This window comes from Streptomyces sp. NPDC020490, from assembly GCF_044335305.1.
Taxonomy (GTDB): domain Bacteria; phylum Actinomycetota; class Actinomycetes; order Streptomycetales; family Streptomycetaceae; genus Streptomyces.
In genome coordinates this window covers 22,853-47,548 of the sequence record NZ_JBIRUY010000024.1, presented here as the reverse complement: position 1 = coordinate 47,548, position 24,696 = coordinate 22,853, and the positions used below count along the sequence as shown (strand labels likewise).

The following is a 24,696-nucleotide window of genomic DNA, read 5'->3' as shown; positions in this document are numbered from 1 at the left end:
GTCACCCTCCTGCGAACGGCGGGAGCACCTCGACCGTGCCGCCGTCGGCCAGCCGTACCGTCTCATGTCCGCGGGTGCCCACGGGATCACCGTCGACGAGGAACGAGCATCGCTGGAGCACGCGGGTGAGTTCGCCGGGGTGTCGCCCGCGCACGGCGTCGAGCGCCTCGGCCAGCGTGTCCGCGTCGTACGGCTCCTCGGCGACCCCGGCCGCGGCCTTCGCGGCGGCCCAGTAGCGCACCGTGACCTTTGGCATCCGTTCCTCAATCAGTTCGGTTGTGGACACCTCAGGCTAGCCCGCCCGGGCCACCGCCCAGTCCCCGATGCGGGACAGCAGTTCGTCGCCGGCCGCGTTCTCGGCGTGGCCCATGCCGTGCTCCACCCAGAGTTCGGCGTGGTCGCCGGCGGCCGCGGCCAGCATGCGCGGGTGGTCGAGGGGGAAGTAGCCGTCCCGGTCGCCGTGCACGATCAGCAGCGGCGTCGGGGCGATCTTCGCCGCCGCCTCCACCGGGGACAGCGGTACCGGGTCCCACTGACGGTGGTGGATGCGGGTGCGCAGGCCGTAGCGGCCCACCAGCCGGCCCGCGGGGCGCGTCACCAGCCAGTGCAGGCGGCGCATCGGGGCCGTGCCCCGGTAGTACCAGCGGGCGGGCGCGCTGACGGAGACCACGGCGTCGGTCCCCCCGTGCAGGGCCGCGTGCCGCAGCACCACCGAGCCGCCCATGGAGAAGCCGACGGTCACCACGCGCGTGTGCCCGAGCTCGCGGGCCCATTCCACCGCCGCCGCCAGGTCGAGCACCTCGCGGTCGCCGACCGTGGAACGGCCGCCCGAGGCGCCGTGGCCGCGGAAGGAGAAGGTGACGACGGCGCCGTGGCGGGCCAGGGCCGCGGCCACCCGCCGCACGTGCGGCCGGTCCACACCGCCGGTGAAGCCGTGCGCCACCACGAACACCAGGTCACCGGCGGACGGCCGGGAGGCGTCGTATACGACGGCCGCCGGATCGTATACGGAATCGACGGCAACCCCGTCGACCGTGCGCAGAAACGTACGCAAAGGTTCCCGTCTGCCCGTCTCGGAGTGCGGACGAAGGGTGGATCGCGCCACATGACCTGCCGGACCGGTGTTCATGTGGGCTATTCTGCTGGACAGAGGACTCGGGCAGCGTAGCCCCCGGGTCCTTTTGTGCTTTCGGAAGCGTTGTATACGAAGCGGGAAACCCCAGGTGACCGCGGTGTACGGGCCCCCGGGATCGCAGAGCAGTTCCGCACCGCAAACGTCCTCGCAGGGACCGAGGAGGAACCAGACGTATGAGTTCTCTGCTGCTCCTGACCAATGCCCTCCAGCCGTCGACGGAGGTGCTCCCCGCCCTCGGCCTGCTGCTGCACAACGTGCGCGTCGCTCCGGCGGAGGGACCCGCGCTCGTCGACACCCCGGGCGCCGACGTCATCCTCGTCGACGGCCGCCGCGACCTCCCCCAGGTGCGCAGCCTGTGCCAGCTGCTGCGCTCCACCGGGCCGGGCTGTCCGCTCGTCCTGGTGGTCACCGAGGGCGGCCTCGCCGCCGTCACCGCCGACTGGGGCATCGACGACGTCCTGCTGGACACCGCCGGGCCGGCCGAGGTCGAGGCCCGGCTCCGGCTGGCCATGGGCCGCCAGCAGATCGTCAACGACGACTCGCCCATGGAGATCCGCAACGGCGACCTGTCGGTCGACGAGGCGACCTACTCCGCCAAGCTCAAGGGCCGGGTCCTGGACCTGACCTTCAAGGAGTTCGAGCTCCTGAAGTACCTCGCCCAGCACCCGGGCCGCGTCTTCACCCGCGCCCAGCTCCTGCAGGAGGTGTGGGGCTACGACTACTTCGGCGGCACCCGCACGGTCGACGTGCACGTACGGCGCCTGCGCGCCAAGCTCGGACCCGAGCACGAGTCGCTGATCGGGACCGTCCGGAACGTCGGTTATCGATTCGTTACCCCGGAGAAGGGGGACCGGGCCGGCGAGGAGAGCAAGGCCCGGGCGGAGCGCTCAAAAGCAGAGAAAACGGACGAGACTGCGGCCCTGGACGCCGTCGAGGTCCGGGCGGAGGCATAGCGGACGCCCGGGCAGGGGAGCGCTCCCGCACCGGAAGCGCCGAACGGGCCCGGGGCAGCCCGGCCCAGCGCCTTCTCGCCCTGCCCGGTCCCGGTCTCTCCGCGTAGACTCCGCGAGTGGCCAAGGTGACTCGGGACGACGTAGCACGGCTGGCAGGGACGTCCACTGCCGTCGTCAGCTATGTCATCAACAACGGACCCCGGCCGGTCGCCCCGGCCACGCGCGAGCGCGTCCTCGCCGCGATCAAGGAGCTGGGCTACCGGCCCGACCGGGTCGCCCAGGCGATGGCGTCCCGGCGCACCGACCTCATAGGGCTGATCATCCCGGACGCGCGCCAGCCCTTCTTCGGGGAGATGGCGCACGCGGTCGAGCAGGCCGCCTCCGAGCGCGGGAAGATGGTCCTCGTCGGCAACACCGACTACGTCAGCGAGCGCGAGGTCCACTACCTGCGGGCGTTCCTCGGGATGCGGGTCTCCGGCCTGATCCTGGTCAGCCACGCGCTCAACGACCTGGCCGCCGCCGAGATCGAGGCGTGGGACGCCCGGGTGGTCCTGCTGCACGAGCGGCCCGAGGCCATCGACGACGTCGCCGTCGTGACCGACGACCTGGGCGGCGCCCAGCTCGCCGTGAGCCACCTGCTGGAACACGGCTACGACTACGTGGCGTGCGTCGGCGGCACGGCCGAGACGCCCGCGGTCGGCGACCCCGTCTCCGACCACGTCGAGGGCTGGCGGCGCGCGATGCAGGAGGCGGGCGTGGAGACCGAGGGCCGCCTGTTCGAGGCGCCGTACAACCGCTACGACGCCTACCGGATCGCCCTGGACATCCTCTCCGGGCCCCGGCGCCCGCCCGCGGTCTTCTGCTCCACCGACGACCAGGCGATCGGCGTGCTGCGCGCGGCGCGCGAGCTGCGCATCGACGTGCCGGGCGAGCTGGCGGTGGCCGGCTTCGACGACATCAAGGAGGCGGCGCTCGCCGACCCGCCCCTGACCACGGTCGCGTCGGACCGCTCGGCGATGGCCCGGGCCGCCGTGGACCTGGTGCTGGACGACGGGCTGCGGGTCGCGGGGTCGCGGCGCGAGCGGCTGAAGGTGTTCCCGTCGCGGCTGGTCGTGCGGCGGTCCTGCGGCTGCGCGTGACTTTCTGAGACCCTCCTGAGGGAGTCCGCGAGGCCGCGAGAAGCGTCTTTATATCGGGCCTACGAGGTTCTGCCGGGCTTCTCAGCGGACGCTCAGGGAGCTCTCATGGTGGAGCGCCAAGCTCGTTCCATGACCGAGAGCATCCGCCGCAGCGGCGAGTACGACGACCCGTACCAGGGCGAACGGCACGCGTACCCCCAGCAGCACGCCTCCTCGCCCGTGAACCCCGAGTGGCCGCCCCCGCCGGCGCAGTCGCCGGCCGGCGGCTCGTACGGCGGCGACGGCACCGGCGGCGGTGGCACCGGGGGCGGCACCGCCCTGCTCGCCGCTCCCCCGGCCGGACCGGGCGCGCACGCGGCGCACGCGGCACACGCGGCACACGCGGCGCACCCGGCACCTGCCTCGCCCGCCGCGCCCGCCGCGCCCGAGCCCGAGCCGAAGAGGCGGCGGACCCGGGGGCCGGTCGCCCTGCTGGCCGCCGTGGCGATCGTCGCCGCGGCCATCGGCGGCGGCACCGCCTACGGGATCCAGGAACTGACCGGCAACGACACCGTCGCCGCCACCACCAGCACCAGCGTGGTGCCCGCCGCCAAGAAGGGCGACATCGCCGCGATCGCCGCCGCGGTCAGCCCGAGCATCGTCGAGATCAACGCCACCTCGGGCTCCGGGCAGTCGACCGGCTCCGGCGTGATCATCACCGGCGACGGCGAGATCCTCACCAACAACCACGTCGTCTCCGGCGCCTCCTCGATCAAGGTCAAGACCAGCGACGGCACGTCCTACACCGCGCGGGTCGTCGGCACCGACAGCAAGAAGGACCTCGCCCTGATCAAACTGCAGGGCGCCTCCGGCCTCAAGGCGGCCACCCTGGGCGACTCGAGCGGCGTCAGCGTCGGCGACACGGTCGTGGCGATCGGCTCCCCCGAGGGCCTGACCGGCACCGTCACCAGCGGCATCGTCTCGGCCCTGAACCGTGACGTGACCGTCTCCACCGACGAGGGCCAGAGCCAGGGCGGCGGCAACGGGCAGTGGCCGTTCGAGTTCGGGGGTCGGCAGTTCAACGGCGACACCGGCTCGTCCACGACGACGTACAAGGCGATCCAGACGGACGCCTCGCTGAACCCCGGCAACTCCGGCGGCGCCCTGATCGACATGAACGGCACCATCGTCGGCATCAACTCCGCGATGTACTCGGCCGGTTCCGAGTCGTCCTCGTCAAGCGTCGGCAGCGTCGGCCTCGGCTTCGCCATCCCGGTCAACACCGTCAAGTCCGACCTGGCCACGCTGCGGGCCGGCGGCTCCGACTGACACCGCTCGCAGCGGCTGACACCGTCCGTAGTGAGGGAGCACGTCATGATCAAGCAGGTTCCGCACCCGGGCGCCGGCACCGGCGCCGCCGACTTCACCCTGGCCCTCGAGGTGGCATACGACCTCCACGCGCCGGCGGTCCGGGCGCCCGAGGTGGCCGCCGTGCCCGCCGCCGGCCGCCGCGCCGGCGCCGTGCGCGGCCGTCGCCGCAGCGGCGCCCGCGGCTGATCCCGGCCGCGCTCCACCGCGCTCCACCTGCGCTCCGCCCTTTCCGCGCCGGCCGGGAAGCATGCGACGCTGAAGGCGTCCAGACCCCGTCGCTCCACCGCACCCGAGGAATCCGAGCCCATGAGCCCCGCCGATGGCGACCGTGACCCCCAGCGCATCCTGATCGTCGACGACGAGCCGGCGGTGCGCGAAGCACTCCAGCGCAGCCTCGCCTTCGAGGGGTACGGCACCGAGGTCGCCGTGGACGGCGCCGACGCGCTGGAGAAGGCCACGGCCTGCCGGCCCGACCTGATCGTGCTGGACATCCAGATGCCCCGCATGGACGGCCTCACCGCCGCCCGGCGCATCCGCGGCGCGGGCGACACCACGCCGATCCTGATGCTGACCGCCCGGGACACCGTGGGCGACCGGGTGACCGGGCTGGACGCCGGGGCCGACGACTACCTGGTCAAGCCGTTCGAGCTGGACGAGCTGTTCGCCCGCGTCCGCGCCCTGCTGCGGCGCAGCTCCTACGCCGCCGCCGCGGCTGCCGGCGGCGGCCAGGACGACGAGGCGCTGGCCTTCGCCGACCTGCGGATGGATCTCGCCACCCGGGAGGTCACCCGGGGCGGGCGGCCGGTGGAGCTGACCCGCACCGAGTTCACCCTGCTGGAGATGTTCATGGCGCACCCGCGCCAGGTGCTCACCCGCGAGCAGATCCTGAAGGCGGTGTGGGGCTTCGACTTCGAGCCGAGCTCCAACTCGCTGGACGTCTACGTCATGTACCTGCGCCGCAAGACCGAGGCGGGCGGCGAGCCGCGGCTCGTCCACACGGTGCGCGGGGTGGGGTACGTGCTGCGGCAGGGCGGGGCGGAGTGAGCAAGGTGGTACGCCGGTTCCGGTCCCTGCCGATCCGCTCCCGGCTGGCGCTGCTGGTCGCGGCGGCGGTGGCGTTCGCGGTGGCGGCGGTGTCGGTGACCTGCTGGTTCATCGTGCAGGGCAAGCTGTACGAGCAGCTCAACCAGGACCTTCAGCGGGGCATGCGGGGGCCGCAGCAGATCACGCAGGCCGAGCTGGCCCTCAACAACTGCTCCACCACCCCGCAGGGCAACGGCTTCTTCCGCAGCAACTACTCCCAGGTGGTCACGGAGAGCGGGAAGGTCTGCGTCACCGACGACTCCACCGGGGCCGTCAAGGTCACCCAGGCCGACAAGGAGCAGATCAAGAACGCGGACATCGGCCGGGTCTACTTCCGCGACGGCACCGACGAGGACGGCAACGCGGTGCGCGTGATGGTCCGCCCGCTGGGCGCCACCAGGACCGCCGACGGGGAGACGGGGCCCAGCGTCGGGTTCGTCGTCGCCGTCCCCCTCAAGAGCACCCGGAACACCCTCAACGACCTCGCCCTGATCCTCCTGCTCGTCTCCGGCGTCGGCGTGCTCGGCGCCGGGGCGGCCGGGCTCGCGGTCGCGCGGGCGGGGCTGCGGCCCGTCGACAGGCTCACCGAGGCCGTCGAACACGTCGCCCGCACCGAGGACCTGACGGTCCGCATCCCGGTGGAGGACGACAGCGAGGACGAGATCGCCCGGCTGTCCCGCTCGTTCAACTCCATGACCTCCTCGCTGGCCAGCTCCCGCGACCTCCAGCAGCAGCTCATCGCGGACGCCGGCCACGAACTGCGCACCCCGCTCACCTCGCTGCGCACCAACATCGAGCTGCTCACCCGCAGCGAGGAGACGGGCCGGCCCCTCCCGGAGGCGGACCGCAAGGCGCTGCTCGCCTCGGTGAAGGCGCAGATGACCGAACTGGCTTCCCTGATCGGCGACTTGCAGGAACTGTCGCGGTCGGAAGGGCAGCGGGGGGAGCGGGTGCAGGTCGTCTCGCTGCAGGACACCGTCGAGGCGGCGCTGCGCCGGGCCCGGCTGCGTGGGCCCGAGCTGTCCATCACCGCCGACCTCCAGCCCTGGTACGTCCGGGCGGAGCCGTCCGCCCTGGAGCGGGCGGTCGTCAACGTCCTCGACAACGCGGTGAAGTTCAGCCCCGAGGGCGGCACGGTCGACGTGCGGCTCGGCGACGGCGTGCTGACCGTCCGCGACCACGGTCCCGGCATCCCGGAGGACGAACTCCCGCACGTCTTCGACCGCTTCTGGCGCTCCCCGAGCGCCCGCGCGCTGCCCGGCTCGGGCCTCGGCCTGTCGATCGTCGCCCGCACGGTCCACCAGGCGGGCGGCGAGGTCACCCTGGCCCGCGCGGACGGCGGCGGCACGGTGGCGACGGTGCGGCTGCCGGGCGCGCCGACGGCTCCGCCCGAGGCCGCCTAGGGTCCACTCCGCGCGTGGGCCGACGCGCGGAAGCGAGGGCTGGTGGGGCGACATCGCGCGGTGACCCGCCCGGTCCGCGGTTCAGTGGAAGCCGAGCATGCCAGGGGAGTCGATGTCGACGGTGAGGATGCCCGGCGGGTAGTCGTTCTCCCGGCCGGTCAGGATGATCGACATGCCGCCCGTCTCCTGGTGCGGTGTCGCGACGTACAGGGTGTGGCAGACATCCGGGCCGCCCCAGCCGTCCCTGTGCATCGCTCCGGCCGTGGCCGCCGCCGTCTGGGTGAGGGGATCGACCAGGACGCCGGGCAACGCGAGAACATCGCTTGCGATGCCCTTCTCCTGCGACTCCGCGTACATCAAGCACAACGCCGGGACGTGCAGCCAGTCTCCTGGCGTATGTGCCATGTTGTCGGCGAGATGATGGAGTGCCCGGTGCCCCCGTGCGAGCGCGACCACTGCGCTGGTGTCAAGAACGATCACGCGGCGCTGTCCCGCAGGGCGTGCATCTTCTCGGCGGCCATCGCGTACACGTTGGCCAGAACGTCCGGCCCCCGATCGAGCTCCTCATCCGTGAGCGTGCAGCCCATGCGCTCGCGCAGCACCTGTCGCGTAGCGGCGACGCGCTCGGCGATCTGTTCGGCCGTGAGCTGTTGAGCCGCCAAGTCCTCGACGAGCCGGCCCAAGGTCATCCCCCGCTCCTTGGCCACCTGCGCGAGATGGTCCCGGGCCTGCCGGGACACCTGAATGGTCGTGGTGTCAGCCATAGTCCCACCATAGTCATGCCACAGCATTGCCGAACCGCCTCCTCCGCCGATTCACCCGACCGTGTCCCCACCCCCGTGCGGGGACCGGGCTGCGGCCCGTGTGCTACCAGCGGAGGATCATGGTGTCGTCCGCGGCCGGCGGCACGGCGGACGCGGCGGCCACGGCGTCCGGCAGCGGCTCGGCGAGCGCCGCGTAGGCGCCCCGCCGCGCGAGGAGTTCCTCGTGGGTGCCCGCCTCCACCAGCCGGCCGCGGTCGACGACCAGGATCCGGTCGGCGTCCGGCGCCAGGCTCAGATCGTGCGTGATCATGATCGTGGTGCGGCCCGCCATCAGCCTGCGCAGCGGCTGCACCACCTGGCGGGCGGCCACCGCGTCCAGGCCGGCCGTCGGTTCGTCCAGGACGAGGACGGGCGCGCCGCGCAGCATCGCGCGGGCGATGGCGATGCGCTGGAGCTGCCCGCCGGAGAGGGCGGCCGTGCCGGGCGCGATGGGGGTGTCGTAGCCGTCGGGCAGGGCGGTGACGAAGGGGTGCGCCGCCGCGTCCATGGCCGCGCGCTCGATCTCCCGGTCGCTCGCGCCGGGGCGGCCGCAGGCGATGTTCTCGCGGATGGTGCCGTTGAGGATCAGCGTCTCCTGGGGCAGCAGCGCCACGTTCTCGCGCAGGAACTCCAGGCCCAGGTCGGGCAGCGGGACGCCGTCCAGGGTGATCACGCCCTGCGCGGGGTCGTAGAAGCGGGTCAGCAGCTTGGCCAGGGTCGACTTCCCGGCGCCGCTCGGGCCGGTGACGATGACGAGTTCGCCGGGTCCGGCGGTGAGGCTCACGTCGCGCAGCGAGGCGCGGCGGGAGTGCGGGTAGCGGAAGGAGACGTGGTGGAGCTCGACCCGGCCGTGCACGGGCCACCGTGCGACGGGTGCGGCCGGGTCGGTGACGGCCGGACGGGCGTCCAGGATCTCGTTCAGGCGCTGGGCGCCCGCGGTGGCGGCGGTGAGGGTGAGGCCGAGCCGGCCGAGGCTGCGGACCGGCGGGTAGAGGTAGCCGATGAAGGCGGCGAAGGCCAGCAGCCGGCCCAGCGTCAGCCGGTCAGCGGAGATCTCCCACACCCCGAGGCCGATCACCGCCAGCACGCACAGCGTCTCGACGACCTCGACGAACTGCTCGTACATCTCGCTCAGCCGGGCCCCGCGCACGCTCGCCCGCATCCAGGCGCGGGCCTCCCGGTCCAGTCGCCGTTCCTCGTCGCGGCGGCGGTTGTAGGCCTGGGTGAGGACGATGTTGCCGAGGGACTCCTCCACCACGGAGGTGATGGCGCCGTCGGCGACGCGCTCGTCCTGGGAGGCGGCCCTGATCCGGCCGGAGAAGCGGCGGGCGGCGAGCAGGAACAGGGGCGCCAGGACGAAGGTGGCCAGGGCCAGGTCCCAGCGCAGGTACAGGGCGGCGCAGGCGTAGAAGACGGCGGAGAAGGCGGCGGAGACCGTGCCGACGACTCCCGAGACGACCAGTTGCTCGATGGCCTCGACGTCGCCGGTCAGCCGCTCCACCAGGTCGCCGTGCCGGTGCTGCTGGAAGAAGTGCGGGGGCAGGTCCTGAACGTGCCGGAAGACCTTCGCCCGCAGGCGCAGGACGAATCTCTCGGCGGTCCAGGCGGCCAGCGAGTTGCCGAGGTAGCCGACGAACGCGCCGAGCACGGCGGCGCCCAGCCAGGCCGCGGCCGGGCCCCAGAAGGCGGAGAGCGAACCGGCCTGCAGGGCGGTGTCGGTGAGCCGCGCGAACAGCAGGATCGAGGCGGTCTCGGCCAGCGCGCTCGCCACCACGCAGCCGACGATCACCGCCGGCCACCCGCGGTCGCCGCGGGTCAGCGGCCAGAAGCGGCGGAAGGCCGCACGGACGTCCCTCATGGTCAGCGTCTCCTCTTCGGTCCCCCGGCCCTGCTGCCGGGCATGGCCGAGGCGGGGCCGCCGGGCGAGCGGTGCTCGCTGCCGGTGGCCCCGCCTCGTGGCGTGCGTCAGCCCTGGTGGGCGACCGGGCGGCGCTTCGGCGCGGCCGGCGCGGCCTTCTTCGGGGCCTTCCTCTTCGGTGCGGGGGCGGGCTTGGCGGCCTTCTTCATGGGGACGATCTTGTGGAAGCTCATGTCTGTTTCCCTCCGTGCTGCGGTTCTGCAACAGTTCGTCTCCCGATCTGCTGCAATTGCCTGTGATTTACGTCAGTGAACTGACGGTCAGCCCTTGTGGGCGACCGGACGGCGCTTCGGCGCGACCCGCTTCGGCGCCTTCACCTTGGGAGCCGGGGCAACCGGCTTGCGGGTCCGCTTCACCGGGGCGATCTTGTGGAAGCCCATCGAATCTCTCCTTTGCTTTCGCATCGTTCGCTTCGACACGGAAAACACTACGTCACTTCCGCAGCCGGAAAAGCCAATTCGCCTTAGAGGTCAATGTGTTTCGATAGGAGCTGCCTCAGAAATGAAACTCTCAGGCAGAGCGCGGAACCGATCGCGAATTCACACAGGCCTTATGGCGACGACCGGCCTCCCGGTGACGGGCGGAAACGCCGAACCCCGCCCCAGCGGTGCCGGGACGGGGTTCGGGGCGGTGCCGCTCGGGAGCGGGCTACTTGGTGATCGTGATGCGGTTCGCGGCCGGCGGGGCGATCGGGTTCGCCGCCGAGGAGTTGGCCGTCAGGTACTGCGCCAGGGCCGCCAGGTCGTCGGTGCCGACCAGGTCGTTCGTGCCCAGGCCCAGCGTGGTGAAGCCGTCGCCGCCGCCCGCGAGGAAGCTGTTGGTGGCGACGCGGTAGGTGGCCGCGGGGTCGATCGCGGCGCCGTTCAGGCGGATCGAGTCGGTGACCACACGGTCGGCCCCGGTCTTCGTCAGGTCCAGCGTGTACGTCAGGCCCGACGAGGGCTGGAGGATCTTCGGGGACGCCGTGTTCGAGCCGCTGACCTGCTCCTTGAGCACCTGGATCAGCTGCGCGCCGGTGAAGTCCTGGAGGTTCACGGTGTTGGCGAACGGCTGCACCGTGAAGCCCTCGGCGTAGGTCACCACGCCGTCGCCCTCGGCGGCCTTGGCCGCGTAGGTGAGCCCGGCCCGGACGCCGCCCGGGTTCATCAGCGCGAGGTCCGTCTCCGGGTCGAGCTGCTTGCCGTAGGCGAGCTGGGCGTCGGCGATCAGGTCGCCCATCGGGGACTCGGTGCCGGTGTTGGGGATGTCGGCGGAGATGTAGCCGATGGGGCGGTTGCCGATCGGGGCGGCGAGGGTGTTCCACTTGCCGATCAGCTCGGTCATGTCGGCCGCCTTGGGCACGTCCCGGCTGACCACGTGGTTCGCCGACGTGACCGCCGTGCGGGCGATGTCGCCGGTGTAGCGGTCGTAGGTGAGCGTGGTGTCCGTGTAGAGCCGCCCGAAGGACGAGGCCGAGGTGACCATGCGGGGGTTGCCCGCCGGGTCGTCGATCGTGCAGACGTACGAGGTGTGGGTGTGGCCCGTCACCAGCGCGTCCACCGCCGGCGTGATGTTCTTGGCGATGTCGACGATCGGCCCGGAGATGCCGTCACCGGCGCCCGGGGAGTCGCAGTCGTAGTTGTACGACGACGAGGCCGGCGCGCCGCCCTCGTGGATCAGCGCGACGATCGACTGCACGCCCTGCGCCTGGAGCACGCGCGCGTACTTGTTGATCGTCTCGACCTCGTCCTTGAACTGCAGGCCCTTGACGCCGTCCGCGGAGACGATGCCCGGAGTGCCCTCCAGGGTCACGCCGATGAAGCCGATCTTGACGTCCTTCTTCTTCCAGACCCAGTACGGCTTCAGGATCGGCCGGTGGGTCTTCTCGTTCAGGACGTTGGCGGCCAGGTACGGGAAGTCGGCGCCCTCGAACTCCTGGTCCGTGTAGCAGCCGTCGGTGGGGTGGCAGCCGCCGTTCTGAAGGCGCGCCAGTTCCTTGGGACCCTCGTCGAATTCGTGGTTGCCGACGGACGTGACGTCCAGGTCCAGCTTGTTGAGCGCCTCGATGGTGGGCTCGTCGTGGAACAGGCCCGAGATCAGCGGGGACGCGCCGACCATGTCGCCGCCGGCCGCGGTGATGGAGTAGGGCTTGCCCTCCCGGGCCTGGCGCAGGTGCGTGGCCAGGTACTCCACGCCGCCCGCGTCGATCGTCTTCGTCGTGCCGTCCGGCTGCAGTTCGGTCACCCGGCCGGAGGAACCGGACGGCGGCTCCAGGTTGCCGTGCAGGTCGTTGAAGGACAGCAGCTGCACGTCCTGGTAGCGGCTCGGGTGATGGCCGCCGTGCTTCGTGTCGTGCGCCTCGGCCGGAAGCGCGGCGACCAGCGCGCCGGCGGTCGCGAGACCCGCGGCTGCGGCCAGCAGACGGTACGTCCGTCTGCGGCGCTGGTACGGCTGGGAGTTGGCTGGCATACGCCCCCCTGTCGTTCTGCTGAGGTGGTGACCCCGTCGGGGCGCAGCCTAGAGTCAACGCGCGTAGCGCGACAGGGGGTTCCTGGTTACATCCTGGTTTCCCTTTGCCCCGCGCTTTGCCTTTGCGTTCCGTTGTGCGCGTACCTCCGCTCCGCCGGGTCCTCCCCTTACCCTCGTACGCATGACCAGCGACGACACCGCGCGCCCGGACGGCACCCGTTCGATCGAGACCATGACCGCGCTCACCCCGGACCGGACCGAGGCCGTGCTCGGGCTGCTGGCGGAGGCCGCCCGGCACGACGGGCACCAGGCGGTGTCCGAACAGGGCCGGTTGCAGCTGCGGGGCGGCGAGCGCCAGGGCGTGTCCCATCTGCTGCTCACGGTCGGCGACGAACTCGTCGGCTACGCCCAGCTGGAGGACACCGACCCGGTGGAGGCGCCGGCCGCCGAGCTGGTCGTGCACCCCGCGCACCGGGGGCAGGGGCACGGGCGGGCGCTGGGATCGGCGCTGCTCGCCGCCTCCGGCAAGCGGCTGCGGGTGTGGGCGCACGGCGGCCACACCGCGGCCCGGCACCTGGCGCAGGTGCTGGGGCTCACGCTGTTCCGCGAACTGCGGCAGATGCGGCGCCCGTTGACGGACCTGGAACTGCCCGAGCCGGTACTGCCCGAGGGCGTGACCGTGCGGACCTTCGTGCCCGGCCGGGACGACGCGGCCTGGCTCGCGGTGAACGCCGCCGCGTTCGCCCACCATCCCGAGCAGGGCTCCCTGACCCAGCGCGACCTCGACGACCGCAAGGCCGAGCCGTGGTTCGACCCGGCCGGCTTCTTCCTCGCCTTCCGCGGCGACGAACTCGTCGGCTTCCACTGGACGAAGGTCCACGCCACCGAGCAGCTGGGAGAGGTGTACGTGCTCGGGGTGCGGCCCGGGTCCCAGGGCGGCGGCCTGGGCAAGGCCCTGACGACGATCGGCCTGCGCCACCTGCGGGCCCAGGAACTGCCCACGGCGATGCTGTACGTCGACGCCGACAACAAGGCGGCCGTCGCCGTGTACGAGGGGCTGGGGTTCGTGACCCACGAGACGGACCTGATGTACCGCACGGAGACTTGACATCCTCCCCTCCCTGGAGGGAGGGATTCCTGGCTCAGGCCGCCTCCGGGAGCGGCGCTCCCGGAGGTCTTACGCCCTCGGCACCAGCCGGGTCGAGACCAGCCCGGACGAGCACCACGCGTGCGGAGTTCTTGTCCCTGGGGGAGACGGCTCCGCATGCGGTGCAGGTGGAGGTGCGTTCCGAAAGAGGAAGTGCGTGCTTGGTTCTCGCTCCGCACGACGCGCAGTCCATGGTGGTGTGCGCGGGGTGGACGAGGCGGACGTCCCGCCTGTGCTTGCGGCCCATCTCGATCAGGGCCTGCCTGGTCGCGCCGATCGCCGCGTCGGCGGCTTTCCGGGCCATGGTCGTCCGGCTGAGGAATTTCGGGCGAAAGTCCTCGACGGCGATCGCGTCGTGGTCGCGAACGACACGCTTGGCCCACTTGCGGGCGGTGTCCTGCCGCTGCCGGGCCACCTTCTTGTGCAGCTTCGCCGTCTGCCGCCGTGCCTCGCGGTAGCCCTTGGACGCGGCCTGGCCGCGGGCGGGCTTACGGCGGGCCATCATCCGCTGACAGCGGGCCTGCTTCTGCGCCGCGGCCTTGCCGTGCTGGGCGTGGGGCAGATCGTGGGCGTCGGATGTGGTGGTGGCGGTCTCCTTGACGCCCCAGTCCACGCCGAGCACGGCGCCCGTGGCGGGCAGCGGTCGGACTTCGGTGGCGACGACGAACGAGGCGTACCAGTGGCCGAGGCTGTCCCGGTACACGCGCACCGACGAGGGTACGGACGGCAGGTCGCGCGACCACACCACCGTCAGGACGATGCCGCCCGCCAGGTGCAGACGGCCGTCCTTCAACCGGAAGCCGCGCGTGGTGCAGTTCAGCGTGGGCGACGCTTCCCGCTTCTTCTTCGCCTTGGGCAGGCCGGCGCGCTGTTGTATCGGCAGCCGCTTCTCGATGTCCTTGAGCGCCTTGGAGCGGGCCTCGGCGAAGTCCCGGACGGTCTGCTGCTGCGGGACCGACGCGCCTTCCCGCAGCCACGGCGTGCGGGCGCGGGCCTCGGTCAGCATCTTGTCGAGCTGGGCCGGGCCGCACGTCAGCCTGTCCTCGGGGCGCTCCCGGTTGCGGGCGTGCACGGCGCGGGACCTGGCCACGCACTCGTTCCAGACCCACCGGCAGCGGTCCCACTCGGCGAGCAGGGCAGTGCGGGCGGCGGTCCGGGGCGTAACGTGTCCGGCCCGCCCCCAGCTACCCGTCAAGGTCCCACGCAACGCCCTGCGACCGGCAACGAACGCTGACGCCTCCGGCCCTCACGCCACCTACCACCCCGCCTCGCACTACTGGCCCATGAACCTGGTGGAGACCGGCATCCTCCTCACGATCACCGCCCTCGCCACCGCGTCCGCCTTCCGCCTGCCGCGCCGCCGCACGGCCTGACCCACACCCCGCCGGGGGGGGCGGCGGCCGGGAGCCGCCCCCCGATATCCCGAACGCCATGTCCCCGTAACCATCGGTTCAGACAGGCTTGCGACGCTCGGCCAATGACGCCCGCCGCGCCAGACCCTTCGCCACCCCCCGAGGGGGCCGCGGGGAACGGGGACGCCCACTTCTTCGAAGCCAAGCTCCCGCCCGCCGCTTCCGACGCGCCCGTGACACCTCCGGCGCGGAAGAATGGGTTCATGAGCCAGCCAAACGCCCAGGCACAGGTACAGCACCCCCAGCCCTCCGTGGGCTCCATCGCCGCGCACCGCCCGCACACGGTGTCCGCGACCGTCTCCGACCTGGAACCCGACATCGACGCCGACCTCGACTCCTACGAGGAGGCGCCGCACGAGGGCCCCCAGCTGCCGCAGGGCCGCTTCCTCGACCGGGAGCGCAGCTGGCTCGCCTTCAACGAACGGGTCCTGGAACTCGCCGAGGACCCGAACACGCCCCTGCTCGAACGCGCGAACTTCCTCGCGATCTTCGCCAGCAACCTGGACGAGTTCTTCATGGTCCGGGTGGCCGGACTCAAGCGCCGCATCGCCACGGGCGTCGCCACCCGCTCCGCCTCCGGCCTGCAGCCCCGCGGAGTGCTGGAGATGATCTGGGCCCGCTCCCGCGAGCTCATGGCCCGGCACGCCGCCTGCTACCACGAGGACGTCGCCCCCGCCCTCGCGGAGGAGGGCATCCACCTGGTCCGCTGGAGCGAGCTGACCGAGAAGGAGCAGGCGCGGCTGTTCACGCTGTTCCGGCACCAGATCTTCCCGGTCCTCACCCCGCTCGCGGTCGACCCGGCGCACCCCTTCCCGTACATCTCCGGCCTGTCCCTGAACCTGGCCGTCGTGGTGCGCAACCCGGTCACCGGCCACCGGCACTTCGCCCGCGTCAAGGTGCCGCCGCTGCTGTCCCGCTTCCTGGAGAGCTCCCCCGGCCGCTACGTCCCCCTCGAGGACGTCATCGCCGCCCACCTGGAGGAGCTGTTCCCGGGCATGGAGGTGCTGGAGCACCACGCCTTCCGGCTCACCCGCAACGAGGACCTCGAAGTCGAGGAGGACGACGCCGAGAACCTGCTCCAGGCCCTGGAGAAGGAGCTCATGCGGCGCCGCTTCGGGCCTCCGGTGCGGCTGGAGGTCGAGGAGTCCATCGACCGCGAGGTGCTCGACCTGCTGGTGCGCGAGCTGAAGATCTCCGAGGCCGAGGTCTACCCGCTGCCCGGCCCCCTGGACCTCACCGGCCTCTTCCGCATACACGGCCTGGACCGGCCCGAGCTGAAGTACCCGAAGTTCGTCGCCGGCGTCCACCGCGACCTCGCCGAGGTCGAGTCGGCGTCCGCGCCCGACATCTTCGCCGCCCTGCGCAGCCGGGACGTACTGCTGCACCACCCGTACGACTCCTTCTCCACGTCGGTGCAGGCGTTCCTGGAGCAGGCGGCCAACGACCCGGACGTCCTCGCCATCAAGCAGACCCTGTACCGGACCTCGGGCGACTCCCCGATCGTCGACGCGCTCATCGACGCCGCCGAGTCCGGCAAGCAGGTCCTCGTCCTGGTCGAGATCAAGGCCCGCTTCGACGAGCACGCCAACATCAAGTGGGCGCGCAAGCTGGAGGAGGCCGGCTGCCACGTCGTGTACGGCCTCGTCGGCCTGAAGACGCACTGCAAGCTGTCGCTGGTGGTCCGCCAGGAAGGCGAGACGCTGCGCCGCTACAGCCACGTCGGCACCGGCAACTACCACCCGAAGACGGCCCGCCTGTACGAGGACCTCGGCCTGCTGACGGCCGACCCGCAGGTCGGCGCCGACCTGTCGGACCTGTTCAACCGGCTCTCCGGCTACTCGCGCCGCGAGACCTACCGGCGGCTGCTGGTGGCCCCCAAGTCCCTGCGCGACGGCCTGATATCGCGGGTCAACAAGGAGATCCAGCACCACCGTGCCGGACGCCCCGCCTTCGTCCGCATCAAGGTCAACTCGCTCGTCGACGAGGCGCTCATCGACGCCTGCTACCGCGCGTCCCAGGCGGGCGTGCCGGTCGACATCTGGGTGCGCGGCATCTGCGCCATCCGCCCCGGGGTCACCGGCCTGTCGGAGAACGTCCGGGTCCGCTCGGTGCTCGGCCGCTTCCTCGAGCACTCCCGCGTGTTCGCCTTCGGCAACGGCGGCGAGCCCGAGGTGTGGATCGGCAGCGCCGACATGATGCACCGCAACCTCGACCGCCGTATCGAGGCCCTGGTCAGGGTCACCGACCCGGCCCACCGCGCAGCCCTGAACCGGCTGTTGGAGACCGGCATGTCCGACACCACCGCCTCCTGGCACCTCGGCCCGGACGGCGAATGGACCCGGCACGCCACCGACGCGGAAGGCCAACCCCTGCGCAACGTCCAGGAGATGCTCATAGACGCCCGGAGGCGCCGGCGTGGCACAGCAACACCTTGACCCGACGGACCCCGTGGCCGGGCCCTCCGCCACCGGAGAGACCCTCGCGGGTTATCTGCGGGCCCAGGCCACCGAGTTCCTCCGCGCCCTCAGGCTGCACCGGGAGACCGGCGCCGGGGGCGGCGGAGGGAACGGCACCGCGGAGTCCGCCGACGCGGCGCGCGCCCTGCGCCGCTCGGTCCGCCGCATCAGCGGCAGCCTGCACACCTTCCGCCCCCTGCTGGAGGCCGACTGGTCCGAGGGACTGCGTCCCGAACTCGCCTGGCTGTCAGGCACGTTGTCGATGGAGCACGCCTACGCGGCCCGGCTGGAGCGGCTGCTGCTCGCGCTGCACAGGCTGTCCGGCGCGGCGGTGTTCCCGGCCCAGCAGGCGGGTCCCGGGGCCGCCCGCGCCGACACCGGCCGCGGCAACCTGACCGTGGGCGCCGCCAAGGCGGGCGCCCTGCTCGAACGCCAGCTGACCCTCGCCCGGACCCGGGCCCACTCCACCGCCCTGCAGGCCCTCGGCTCCTCCCGCTTCCACGCGGTCGCCGACAAGGTGGCCGTACTGGCCAGCGAGGTCCCGCTGACGCCCGCCGCGGCCGGCACCGGCCTGGGCCCGCTGGCCGCCGCCGCCGAGGAACGCCTCGCCGACGCCGTCACCGCGCTGCCCCTCGTCACCGCGGGCAGCCCGTACAACGCGGAGGCCCTGGTGCACGGCCTGTCCCCGGACCCGGCCCCGCACCCGCAGGACGGGCCCTGGCACCAGGTCCGCCTGCTGCTGCGCCTGCACCGCTACGCCCGCGAGGTCCTGTGCGGCGAGGACGCCCCCGTGGACGTGCGGCTGCTGGCCGCGGGCCAGGCGCTCAACCGGCACCGCGACGCCTCCGAGGCAGCCGCCGCGGCGGCGTCGGCGGCCCGCACCCCGCGCATCGCCCCGGCGACGGCGTACGCGCTCGGCGTGCTGCACGCCGACCAGCGGCACGAGGTGGAGGCGGCCCGGTTCGCGTTCCAGCAGTCCTGGCAGAAGCAGGCGGTGAGCACGCCGTGAACCCGTCGCAGCACGCCGAAGAAGGCGGTGAACCCCCGGTGGCCCCCACCCCCGGCACCCCGGTCCTCGCGGCCGGCTGCGTCCTGTGGCGCCGCTCCCCCGCGGGCGGCGTCGAACTCGCCCTGGTCTTCAGACCCAAGTGGTCCGACTGGTCCTGGCCCAAGGGGAAGCTCAAGAAGGGCGAGGCGGCCCACGCGGCCGCCCTGCGCGAAGTCCGGGAGGAGACCGGCCACACCTGCCGGCTCGGCCCCGGCCTGCCGGCCCTCCGCTACGTGGATCACACGGGCCGGGAGAAGCAGGTCGTGTACTGGGCCGCGGAGTCGACCGGCGGAGCCTTCAGTCCCAACGACGAGGTGAGCGAACTCGCCTGGCTGTCACCGGACCGGGCACGCGAGCGCCTGACGTACCAGCGGGACAGGGAACTGATACCTCCGGCGCTCGCGGCCATCGGCCCCGGGCGGCACGGGGAGAGCTGATACGGCGCGGTGGTCAGCCGTGCAGCCTGACCGGCAGCTCGAAGAGGTCGTTCTGCGTCACCACCGGCTTGTTGCGCAGCGCCGACGCGGGCACCGCGAGGTCCAGCCGCGGGAACCGGGCGTACAGCGCGGGCAGCGCCACGCCCGCCTCCAGCCGGGACAGGGCCGCGCCGGGGCACACGTGCGGACCGTGGCCGAAGGAGATGTGCCGGGTCCCCGTCTCCCGGGTGACGTCGAACTCACCGGCCGTCGGACCGTGTGCCCGCTCGTCACGGCCCAGCGCGCCGTAGGACACGATCAAGGCGTCCCCCGCGGGGATCACCTTGTCGCCGACGGGCACGTCCTCGGTCGCGAAACGGATCAGGACGTGCGAGGTCGGGGTCGACCAGCGCAGCGTCTCCTCGACCACCGCCGACCAGTCCACCTCGCCGGAGAGGACCAGGGCCCGCTGTTCGGGATGGGTGGAGAGGTTCACCACGGCGTTGACGATGAGGGAGATGGTGGTCTCGTGCCCCGCGGCGACCATGAGCTGCAGCGTGGAGACGATCTCCTCGTCGGTGAGCCGGTCGCCGTCCTCGGAGGCGAGGACGAGCGCGCTGGTCAGGTCGTCGCCGGGCCGCGCCCGCTTCGCCGCGACGGTCTCGCCCATGATGCCGGCCAGCTCGGTGAGGGTGGCGACGACCTCCTGCGGCGGCGTCTGGGTGGAGAAGAACTTCTCGAACAGCACCTTGAGCCGGGGAAGCACGGCCTTGTCGATGCCCATGAGGTCCGCCACGACGAGCATCGGCAGCGGGTAGGCGAACACCGCCTTCAGATCGACGACGTCGGCGTCCGCGGGGATCCCGTCCAGCAGCTCCTCGGTGAGCTGCGTGACCCGGGCCCGCATGGCCTCCACCCGGCGCGCGCTCAGGGCCTGGGCCACCAGCGTCCGCATCCGGCGGTGGTCGGCGCCGTCCACGGTCAGCATCGAGCGGCCCGGGTTCGCCAGCCCGATCAGCGGCCAGTCCGGCGGGATCTCCCCGCGCTGCCAGGCGCCCCACACGTTGATGTCCTTGACCAGCCGGGAGTCCGTCAGCAGCGCCTTGGCCTCGGCGTGGTGGGTGACCGCCCACACGGGGACACCGCCGGGCAGCTCGACCGCCGCCAGCGGTCCCGCCGCACGCAGCCTCGCGCTCTCGCCGTCCAGGTCGCCGACTAAAGGATCCAGCGCGATGCGTACTTCTTCGGTGAGGGAAGTCACGGTCAGTTGCCTCCGAGAGCAGGGGTGGGTGTGAACCGCACGGGCAGTTCCGTAAGCCCGCGCAGCCAGGGCGAGGGACGGCGCGTCAGCGCGTCGGCCGGCACCGACAGATCCATGTCGGGCAGGCGGTCCAGGACGACCTCGATGCTGGTCCGCGCGATCACCTCGGCGATCTCCTGAGCCGGGAACGGGCAGCGGTGCTCGCCGTGCCCGAAGGAGAAGTGCGCGTTGTTGCCACCGGTGAGCGAGGCGCCGTCGGTGCGCACCTGCGGGTCCGAGTTGGCGGCCTGCAGACCGAGCAGCAGCAGGTCGCCGGCCCGGATGTGGCGCCCGCCGAGATGGGTGTCGCGGGACGCCCACCGGCCGGCCACGTTCTGGGTCGGCGTGTCCTCCCAGAGCACCTCGTTCATCGCCTCGGCGACACTGTGGCGGCCGCCGAACAGGGACGCCGCGAACCGGTCGTCGGTGAGCATCAGGCGCAGCGAGTTGCCGATCCAGTCGGCGGTCGGCTGGTGACCGGCGGCCAGCATCACCATGAGGTCCTGCATGATCTCCTCCTCGGTGAAGCCGCCGCGGTCCGCCAGCATCCGCGAGACGACGTCGTCGCCCGGCGCGGCGCTCCGCTCGGCCACCAGCCTCGTCATCGACGTCACCAGATGGCTCTGGCCGGCCAGGGCGCGCTCCTGGCCGTCGACCATGTCGTTGAGCGCGGTGACCAGCCCCGGCCCCTCCTCGTCGGAGAAGCCGTACAGCCGCGCCAAGACCCGCACCGGCAGCAGCATCGCGTACTGGCCGATCAGGTCCGCCTCGCCCCGGGTGCACACGGCGTCGATCAGCTCGTCGGCGAACCGCTCGGCGTGACGGCGCAGTTCGAACGGGTCGATCGCCTCCAGCGCGTCGCTGATCATGCCGGAGCGCTGACGGTGGCGCTCACCGACCGTGTAGAGGATGGACGGCTGCTTGCGGCCGATCATCGGCAGCAGGGGCCAGTCACCGGGGATGACGTCCCACTGGTTCCACAGGTCGGAGTCGCGGCTGAAGAGGACCGGGTCGCCGGTCACCTGGTGCAGTTCGCGGTAGCCGAGCACCAGCCACGCCGGCACCCCGCCGTCCAGCAGCACCCGGGTGACGGAACCGTGATCGCGCCTCATCTCCCGGTAGAGCCTCGCGGGTTCGGACAGGAAGCGGGAACCGGTGAGGGGTATGGCGTCGGTGGTCAAGCGAACTCCCGGGGGGACGCGACAGGCCGGATCGTCTGCCCGGCGTACTGGTTCTTGATGTGCTGGACCAGGGTGATGAGGACCTGTTTGCTGGACTCGCGGGAGCGGGCGTCGCAGTCGACCAGCGGCACGTGCGGGTCGAGGTCGAGCGCGTCCCGGACGGCCTCGTGCCGGTGGGCGGGGCCGCCGAAGTCGTTGCAGGCCACGATGAACGGCGTGCCGTGCGCCTCGAGGCGGTCGATCGCGTACCAGGAGTCGTCGATCCGGCGGGTGTCGACCAGCACGACCGCGCCGAGGGTGCCGGAGAACAGCCGGTCCCACAGGAACCAGAAGCGCTCCTGGCCCGGCGCGCCGAACAGGTACAGCACGTTGCGCGCGTCCAGGCTGATGCGGCCGAAGTCGAAGGCGACGGTGGTCGAAGTCTTCGCGTGCACCCCGCTGGTGTCGTCCACCGCCTCACCCGCACGGGTCATCGTCTCCTCGGTGTTGAGGGGACGGATCTCGCTGACCGAGCGGACCATGGTCGTCTTACCGACGCCGAAGCCGCCGACAACCACGATCTTGAGGCCGTTGTCGGCGGTGGCACCCAAGGGGGTGCGCGCGTCAGAGATTGCGGAGTCCAACGAGCACCTGTTCCAGAATGTCGGGGTCGGGCAGGACCGACCTGCGGGGATGGCGAGCGCTGACACGGCCTGCGGCGAGAAGGTCGGACAACAGGATCTTGGTGATGCTCACCGGGAGCCTGAGCTCCGCGGAGATCTCCACCACGGCGGTGGGGGCCTGCGCCATCCGAAGGATCGCCGCGTGCTCCGACTGCATCCCGGGGGTGGGATCGCACTCGGCCACCACCAGGGTGACCAGGTCGAACGGACTGTCCGGCCCGGACCGGCTGCGTCCCTGGGTGATGGTGTACAGCCGGTCGGGGGCGTCGTCCCTGCCGGGCCGGCTCATGAGCTTCGGGGCTGAGCCGTCAGGTGCTCACCGAGTTGTTCCACCAGCTCGCTCATGTTGTGCCCGACCAGTCCGGGGTCGGCCTCCTCGGTGGTGACCACCGCGAGGTGCGCGCCTTCACCGGCCTCGACGATGAAGAGCGTCCCGCCGTAGAACTCGGTCATCGACGTGCGCACGCCTCCGCTGCCGTCGCCGAACTCGACCGAGGCGCCGTGCGAGAGGGACTGGATCCCGGCCGCGATGGCGGCGAGCTGGTCGGCCTGGTCGACCGTCAGCTCCGGGGTGCGGCACAGCTTCAGCCCGTCACGGGACAGCACGAGCGCGTGCCGTGCGCCGGGGGTGCGTTCCAGGAGCCCCTCGATGAGCCATGTGAGCTTCTCGTCCGCGGTGGTCGTGCCGGTCATGAGGTGGTGTCGCCTTCCGGGTGCGCATGCGAGTGGAACGGTCTGTCGGACGCCGTCTCGGCGGATGCGGACGGCATGGCCGGGGCGTCGGGGTGCGGCCGGCCCGCGTTCGGGCCGGCGGTGGCCTCCGGACCGGCCGCGCGTACGGCCTGGCGGAAGTCGCCGAACCGGGCGGCCCTGGTCCTGATGTCCTCGGCGGCGCCCGCGGGCCGTTCGACGGAGCGGGACGCCGACCGCGCGCGTTCGGCGGCGGCGAGGGTGCGCCCGCGGCGCCGCTTGGGCAGCTCCACGGGGGGCTCGTCCCCCGTCGGGTCCGGGGTCTCGTGGACCGGAGCGGAGACGGGAGCGGAGACGGAAGCGGCGGGGGTGCGGGCCGGGGCCGTGGCCGGGGCGTCGGCGGCGGCGGAGTGGGCGAGCGGCTGCCGCGCGGTGCGCGGGGGCACGGCGGCCGGGCGCTCCGCCGGGGCGGGCCGCGGCTCGACGGCGGCGTTGGTGAGGATCTCCTGCGGAACGAGCATCAGCACACCGGTGCCGCCACGGGCGGACGGCCGGAAGGACACCTTGAGGCCGTACTTGCGCGACAGGCGGCCGACGACCGCGAGGCCCAGACGGGTGCCCGTGAGTCCGCCGAGGTCGGCCGAGTCGCCGGACACGGCGTGCTCCGCCCTGCGCAGCTGGACGTCGCTCATGACGAGCCCGCTGTCCTCGACGGAGACGATGACGCCCGCCGGGACCTCCTCGACGTAGACGTGGACCTCGGCGTTCGGCGGCGAGAAGTTGGCGGCGTTGTCCAGCAGTTCGGCCAGGGCGTGCATGACGCCCTCCGCCGCGTGACCGGCGACCGCCGCGTCGCTCGCGGAGTGCAGCCGGATGCGCTGGTAGCCGCTGATCCGGCCCATCGCGCCGCGCAGGATGGACTCCATGCGGATGGGTCGCGCCCAGCGCCGGCCGGTACGCGCGCCCGTGAGCACGGCGATCGAGTCGGCGAGCCGGCCCGCCTGCGCGGTGCGGTGGTCCAGGTGCAGCAGGTCGGTCAGCACGTCCTCGTCGCTGTGCCGCTCCTCCATGGCGCGCAGGTCGGCGAGCATGCCGGTGGCCAGCGCCTGCATCCGGGCCGCCGTGTTGGCGGTCGCGGAGATCGCCGCGGCACGCTCGGCGACGGCACGGTCCAGCCGTGCGGAGAGCCGGCGCGCCTCCTCCGCCAGCCGGGCGCGCTCGGCGTCGTTCTGCTGCGCCAGGTGCGCCCGCTCCCGGGCGAACTCCTCCCGCAGACGGGCACGTTCGGCGGCCGTCGCGTCGACGAGCCGTTGCTGTTCCTGGCGCCACCGGGCGGCGAGACGTTCCTGCTCCTGGGCGGCGCGGTCCCGTTCGGAGTCCATCGCCCGCAGCCGGGCACGGGCCGCCCGGGCCGCCTGCCGCTCACGCGCGGCGACGGCCACCGCCGCGCACAGCACCACCGCGGCGACCGCCGAGCACCAGCCGAGGGGCACCCGCACGGAGGAGGGCGCCGCGGAGACGGCCCAGCCGACGGCAGCGGCGGCCACGGCCGCGGTGAGCAGGGTGACGGGAAGGACGGTGCGCCGGGGGGACGGGGCGCTGGGGGCGGCGGGCGCGGTCATCAATCAGGTCCTCGGGCGGCCGCTGCGGGCGCGGCCCTCGTATCGTCCATGAAAGGGAATTGGAGAGAAACTGTAGGCAGGGGTTAACCGGGCGTCACTATACGAGAGTCCGTGATCAAAAGGTGAGGGTTATGCCCGAGTAATTCCGCCCGGGGATTCGGCGGCGGCAGGTGGCCGGCGGAAGGCCCCGTCGCGGAGCACGGAGACAGAACGGCGGCGCCCTGCCGGGCCAAACGTCTCGCGGACCGGACGAAAGGCGCCCGCCGGATTCCGCCGGTCCCCGCGGCGCCAACCCCTGGACACCGCTGCGGCCTTCGCTAGGACGAGTCGCCCGCCGTCTCCGCGTGCCCTTGGGCGTCCGTGCGGGCCAGGCTGCGGGCTCTGCGGGCCGGGCCGCGCCAGCCGCAGCTGCACCGGGCGACACAGAAACGGCCCTGGTCGACGGTCGTCGTGCGATGTTCCTGCTGCGCCACACCGACAACGTTACCCAGCCGAGGTGAACGGCCACCGCACGCGTGACGGGCTTCCCT

25 protein-coding genes are annotated in these 24,696 nt (G+C 72.4%); 10 read left to right on the top strand and 15 right to left on the bottom strand.

Annotated features, from left to right (window positions below):
* Position 1 precedes the first annotated feature (1 nt).
* Together ACH4ZX_RS24105 and ACH4ZX_RS24100 are read right to left on the bottom strand one after the other, a co-directional pair.
* Positions 2-256, bottom strand: coding sequence for a MoaD/ThiS family protein (locus ACH4ZX_RS24105; RefSeq protein WP_324784429.1), 255 nt, complete (start codon positions 254-256; stop codon positions 2-4).
* A gap of 36 nt (positions 257-292) precedes the next feature.
* On the bottom strand, positions 293-1,129 hold the full coding sequence (locus tag ACH4ZX_RS24100; protein ID WP_398276271.1) for an alpha/beta hydrolase: 837 nt from the start codon (positions 1,127-1,129) through the stop codon (positions 293-295).
* Positions 1,130-1,308: 179 nt separating this feature from the next.
* Between ACH4ZX_RS24100 and ACH4ZX_RS24095 the strand changes: the two genes are divergently transcribed.
* The 6 genes from ACH4ZX_RS24095 to ACH4ZX_RS24070 all read left to right on the top strand — a co-directional run bounded on the left by ACH4ZX_RS24095 (position 1,309) and on the right by ACH4ZX_RS24070 (position 7,063).
* Complete coding sequence (locus tag ACH4ZX_RS24095) at positions 1,309-2,088, top strand: winged-helix domain-containing protein (RefSeq protein ID WP_398276268.1); 780 nt, start codon at positions 1,309-1,311, stop codon at positions 2,086-2,088.
* 116 nt (positions 2,089-2,204) lie between these two features.
* The gene (locus ACH4ZX_RS24090; RefSeq protein ID WP_398276265.1) at positions 2,205-3,227 is read left to right on the top strand and encodes a LacI family DNA-binding transcriptional regulator; all 1,023 of its coding nucleotides are present in this window, start codon (positions 2,205-2,207) and stop codon (positions 3,225-3,227) included.
* 129 nt (positions 3,228-3,356) lie between these two features.
* Positions 3,357-4,535 (top strand): S1C family serine protease, encoded by a 1,179-nt coding sequence (locus ACH4ZX_RS24085; protein ID WP_398276262.1) that lies wholly within the window; start codon positions 3,357-3,359, stop codon positions 4,533-4,535.
* Positions 4,536-4,580: 45 nt separating this feature from the next.
* The gene (locus ACH4ZX_RS24080; RefSeq protein WP_398276259.1) at positions 4,581-4,763 is read left to right on the top strand and encodes a hypothetical protein; all 183 of its coding nucleotides are present in this window, start codon (positions 4,581-4,583) and stop codon (positions 4,761-4,763) included.
* A gap of 120 nt (positions 4,764-4,883) precedes the next feature.
* On the top strand, positions 4,884-5,621 hold the full coding sequence (locus ACH4ZX_RS24075) for a response regulator transcription factor (RefSeq protein WP_398276256.1): 738 nt from the start codon (positions 4,884-4,886) through the stop codon (positions 5,619-5,621).
* Positions 5,618-7,063: an ATP-binding protein gene (locus tag ACH4ZX_RS24070; RefSeq protein ID WP_398276253.1), complete on the top strand. Its 1,446-nt coding sequence runs from the start codon at positions 5,618-5,620 to the stop codon at positions 7,061-7,063. Before ACH4ZX_RS24075 ends, ACH4ZX_RS24070 begins: the two co-directional genes overlap by 4 nt.
* A gap of 81 nt (positions 7,064-7,144) precedes the next feature.
* Here the strand turns inward: ACH4ZX_RS24070 and ACH4ZX_RS24065 are convergent, their stop codons facing one another.
* From ACH4ZX_RS24065 to ACH4ZX_RS24045, 5 genes are all read right to left on the bottom strand, one after another.
* Positions 7,145-7,543, bottom strand: a complete 399-nt coding sequence (locus ACH4ZX_RS24065; RefSeq protein ID WP_398276250.1) for a hypothetical protein — start codon at positions 7,541-7,543, stop codon at positions 7,145-7,147.
* Entirely contained in the window at positions 7,540-7,827 is a 288-nt protein-coding gene (locus ACH4ZX_RS24060) for a hypothetical protein (protein ID WP_398276247.1), read from the bottom strand. Before ACH4ZX_RS24060 ends, ACH4ZX_RS24065 begins: the two co-directional genes overlap by 4 nt.
* Positions 7,828-7,930: 103 nt before the next feature.
* Positions 7,931-9,724 carry an ABC transporter ATP-binding protein gene (locus ACH4ZX_RS24055; protein ID WP_398276244.1) on the bottom strand — a complete coding sequence of 598 codons (1,794 nt, stop codon included), beginning with the start codon at positions 9,722-9,724 and terminating at the stop codon, positions 7,931-7,933.
* A gap of 107 nt (positions 9,725-9,831) precedes the next feature.
* Positions 9,832-9,957 carry a hypothetical protein gene (locus ACH4ZX_RS24050; protein ID WP_398276241.1) on the bottom strand — a complete coding sequence of 42 codons (126 nt, stop codon included), beginning with the start codon at positions 9,955-9,957 and terminating at the stop codon, positions 9,832-9,834.
* Positions 9,958-10,432: 475 nt separating this feature from the next.
* Positions 10,433-12,232 carry a bifunctional metallophosphatase/5'-nucleotidase gene (locus ACH4ZX_RS24045; protein WP_398276238.1) on the bottom strand — a complete coding sequence of 600 codons (1,800 nt, stop codon included), beginning with the start codon at positions 12,230-12,232 and terminating at the stop codon, positions 10,433-10,435.
* Between the two features lie 181 nt (positions 12,233-12,413).
* Between ACH4ZX_RS24045 and mshD the strand changes: the two genes are divergently transcribed.
* On the top strand, positions 12,414-13,340 hold the full coding sequence (mshD, locus tag ACH4ZX_RS24040) for a mycothiol synthase (RefSeq protein WP_398276235.1): 927 nt from the start codon (positions 12,414-12,416) through the stop codon (positions 13,338-13,340).
* A 34-nt stretch (positions 13,341-13,374) separates the two neighbouring features.
* On the opposite strand, the gene ACH4ZX_RS24035 is transcribed toward mshD, so the two are convergent.
* Positions 13,375-14,574: an RNA-guided endonuclease InsQ/TnpB family protein gene (locus tag ACH4ZX_RS24035; RefSeq protein WP_398276232.1), complete on the bottom strand. Its 1,200-nt coding sequence runs from the start codon at positions 14,572-14,574 to the stop codon at positions 13,375-13,377.
* A gap of 420 nt (positions 14,575-14,994) precedes the next feature.
* Between ACH4ZX_RS24035 and ACH4ZX_RS24030 the strand changes: the two genes are divergently transcribed.
* From ACH4ZX_RS24030 to ACH4ZX_RS24020, 3 genes are read left to right on the top strand one after another with little or no spacing between them, the layout of a single operon-like run.
* A complete protein-coding gene (locus ACH4ZX_RS24030) occupies positions 14,995-17,226 on the top strand; it encodes an RNA degradosome polyphosphate kinase (protein WP_398276229.1) in 2,232 nt (743 codons plus the stop codon).
* The gene (locus ACH4ZX_RS24025; RefSeq protein WP_398276226.1) at positions 17,207-18,256 is read left to right on the top strand and encodes a CHAD domain-containing protein; all 1,050 of its coding nucleotides are present in this window, start codon (positions 17,207-17,209) and stop codon (positions 18,254-18,256) included. Before ACH4ZX_RS24030 ends, ACH4ZX_RS24025 begins: the two co-directional genes overlap by 20 nt.
* A 38-nt stretch (positions 18,257-18,294) precedes the next feature.
* On the top strand, positions 18,295-18,732 hold the full coding sequence (locus ACH4ZX_RS24020) for an NUDIX hydrolase (RefSeq protein ID WP_398276512.1): 438 nt from the start codon (positions 18,295-18,297) through the stop codon (positions 18,730-18,732).
* A gap of 13 nt (positions 18,733-18,745) precedes the next feature.
* On the opposite strand, the gene ACH4ZX_RS24015 is transcribed toward ACH4ZX_RS24020, so the two are convergent.
* From ACH4ZX_RS24015 to ACH4ZX_RS23985, 7 genes are all read right to left on the bottom strand, one after another.
* The gene (locus ACH4ZX_RS24015) at positions 18,746-19,972 is read right to left on the bottom strand and encodes a cytochrome P450 (protein WP_398276223.1); all 1,227 of its coding nucleotides are present in this window, start codon (positions 19,970-19,972) and stop codon (positions 18,746-18,748) included.
* A 2-nt stretch (positions 19,973-19,974) separates the two neighbouring features.
* Positions 19,975-21,192, bottom strand: coding sequence for a cytochrome P450 (locus ACH4ZX_RS24010; RefSeq protein ID WP_398276220.1), 1,218 nt, complete (start codon positions 21,190-21,192; stop codon positions 19,975-19,977).
* Positions 21,189-21,815, bottom strand: coding sequence for a GTP-binding protein (locus ACH4ZX_RS24005; protein ID WP_398276217.1), 627 nt, complete (start codon positions 21,813-21,815; stop codon positions 21,189-21,191). Before ACH4ZX_RS24005 ends, ACH4ZX_RS24010 begins: the two co-directional genes overlap by 4 nt.
* Positions 21,796-22,143: a DUF742 domain-containing protein gene (locus tag ACH4ZX_RS24000; RefSeq protein WP_324784446.1), complete on the bottom strand. Its 348-nt coding sequence runs from the start codon at positions 22,141-22,143 to the stop codon at positions 21,796-21,798. Before ACH4ZX_RS24000 ends, ACH4ZX_RS24005 begins: the two co-directional genes overlap by 20 nt.
* On the bottom strand, positions 22,140-22,547 hold the full coding sequence (locus tag ACH4ZX_RS23995; RefSeq protein WP_324784447.1) for a roadblock/LC7 domain-containing protein: 408 nt from the start codon (positions 22,545-22,547) through the stop codon (positions 22,140-22,142). Before ACH4ZX_RS23995 ends, ACH4ZX_RS24000 begins: the two co-directional genes overlap by 4 nt.
* Positions 22,544-24,166 carry an ATP-binding protein gene (locus tag ACH4ZX_RS23990; protein WP_398276213.1) on the bottom strand — a complete coding sequence of 541 codons (1,623 nt, stop codon included), beginning with the start codon at positions 24,164-24,166 and terminating at the stop codon, positions 22,544-22,546. The genes ACH4ZX_RS23995 and ACH4ZX_RS23990 overlap by 4 nt, the downstream gene beginning before the upstream one ends.
* Positions 24,167-24,483: 317 nt before the next feature.
* Complete coding sequence (locus tag ACH4ZX_RS23985; protein ID WP_398276210.1) at positions 24,484-24,639, bottom strand: hypothetical protein; 156 nt, start codon at positions 24,637-24,639, stop codon at positions 24,484-24,486.
* Positions 24,640-24,696 lie beyond the last annotated feature (57 nt).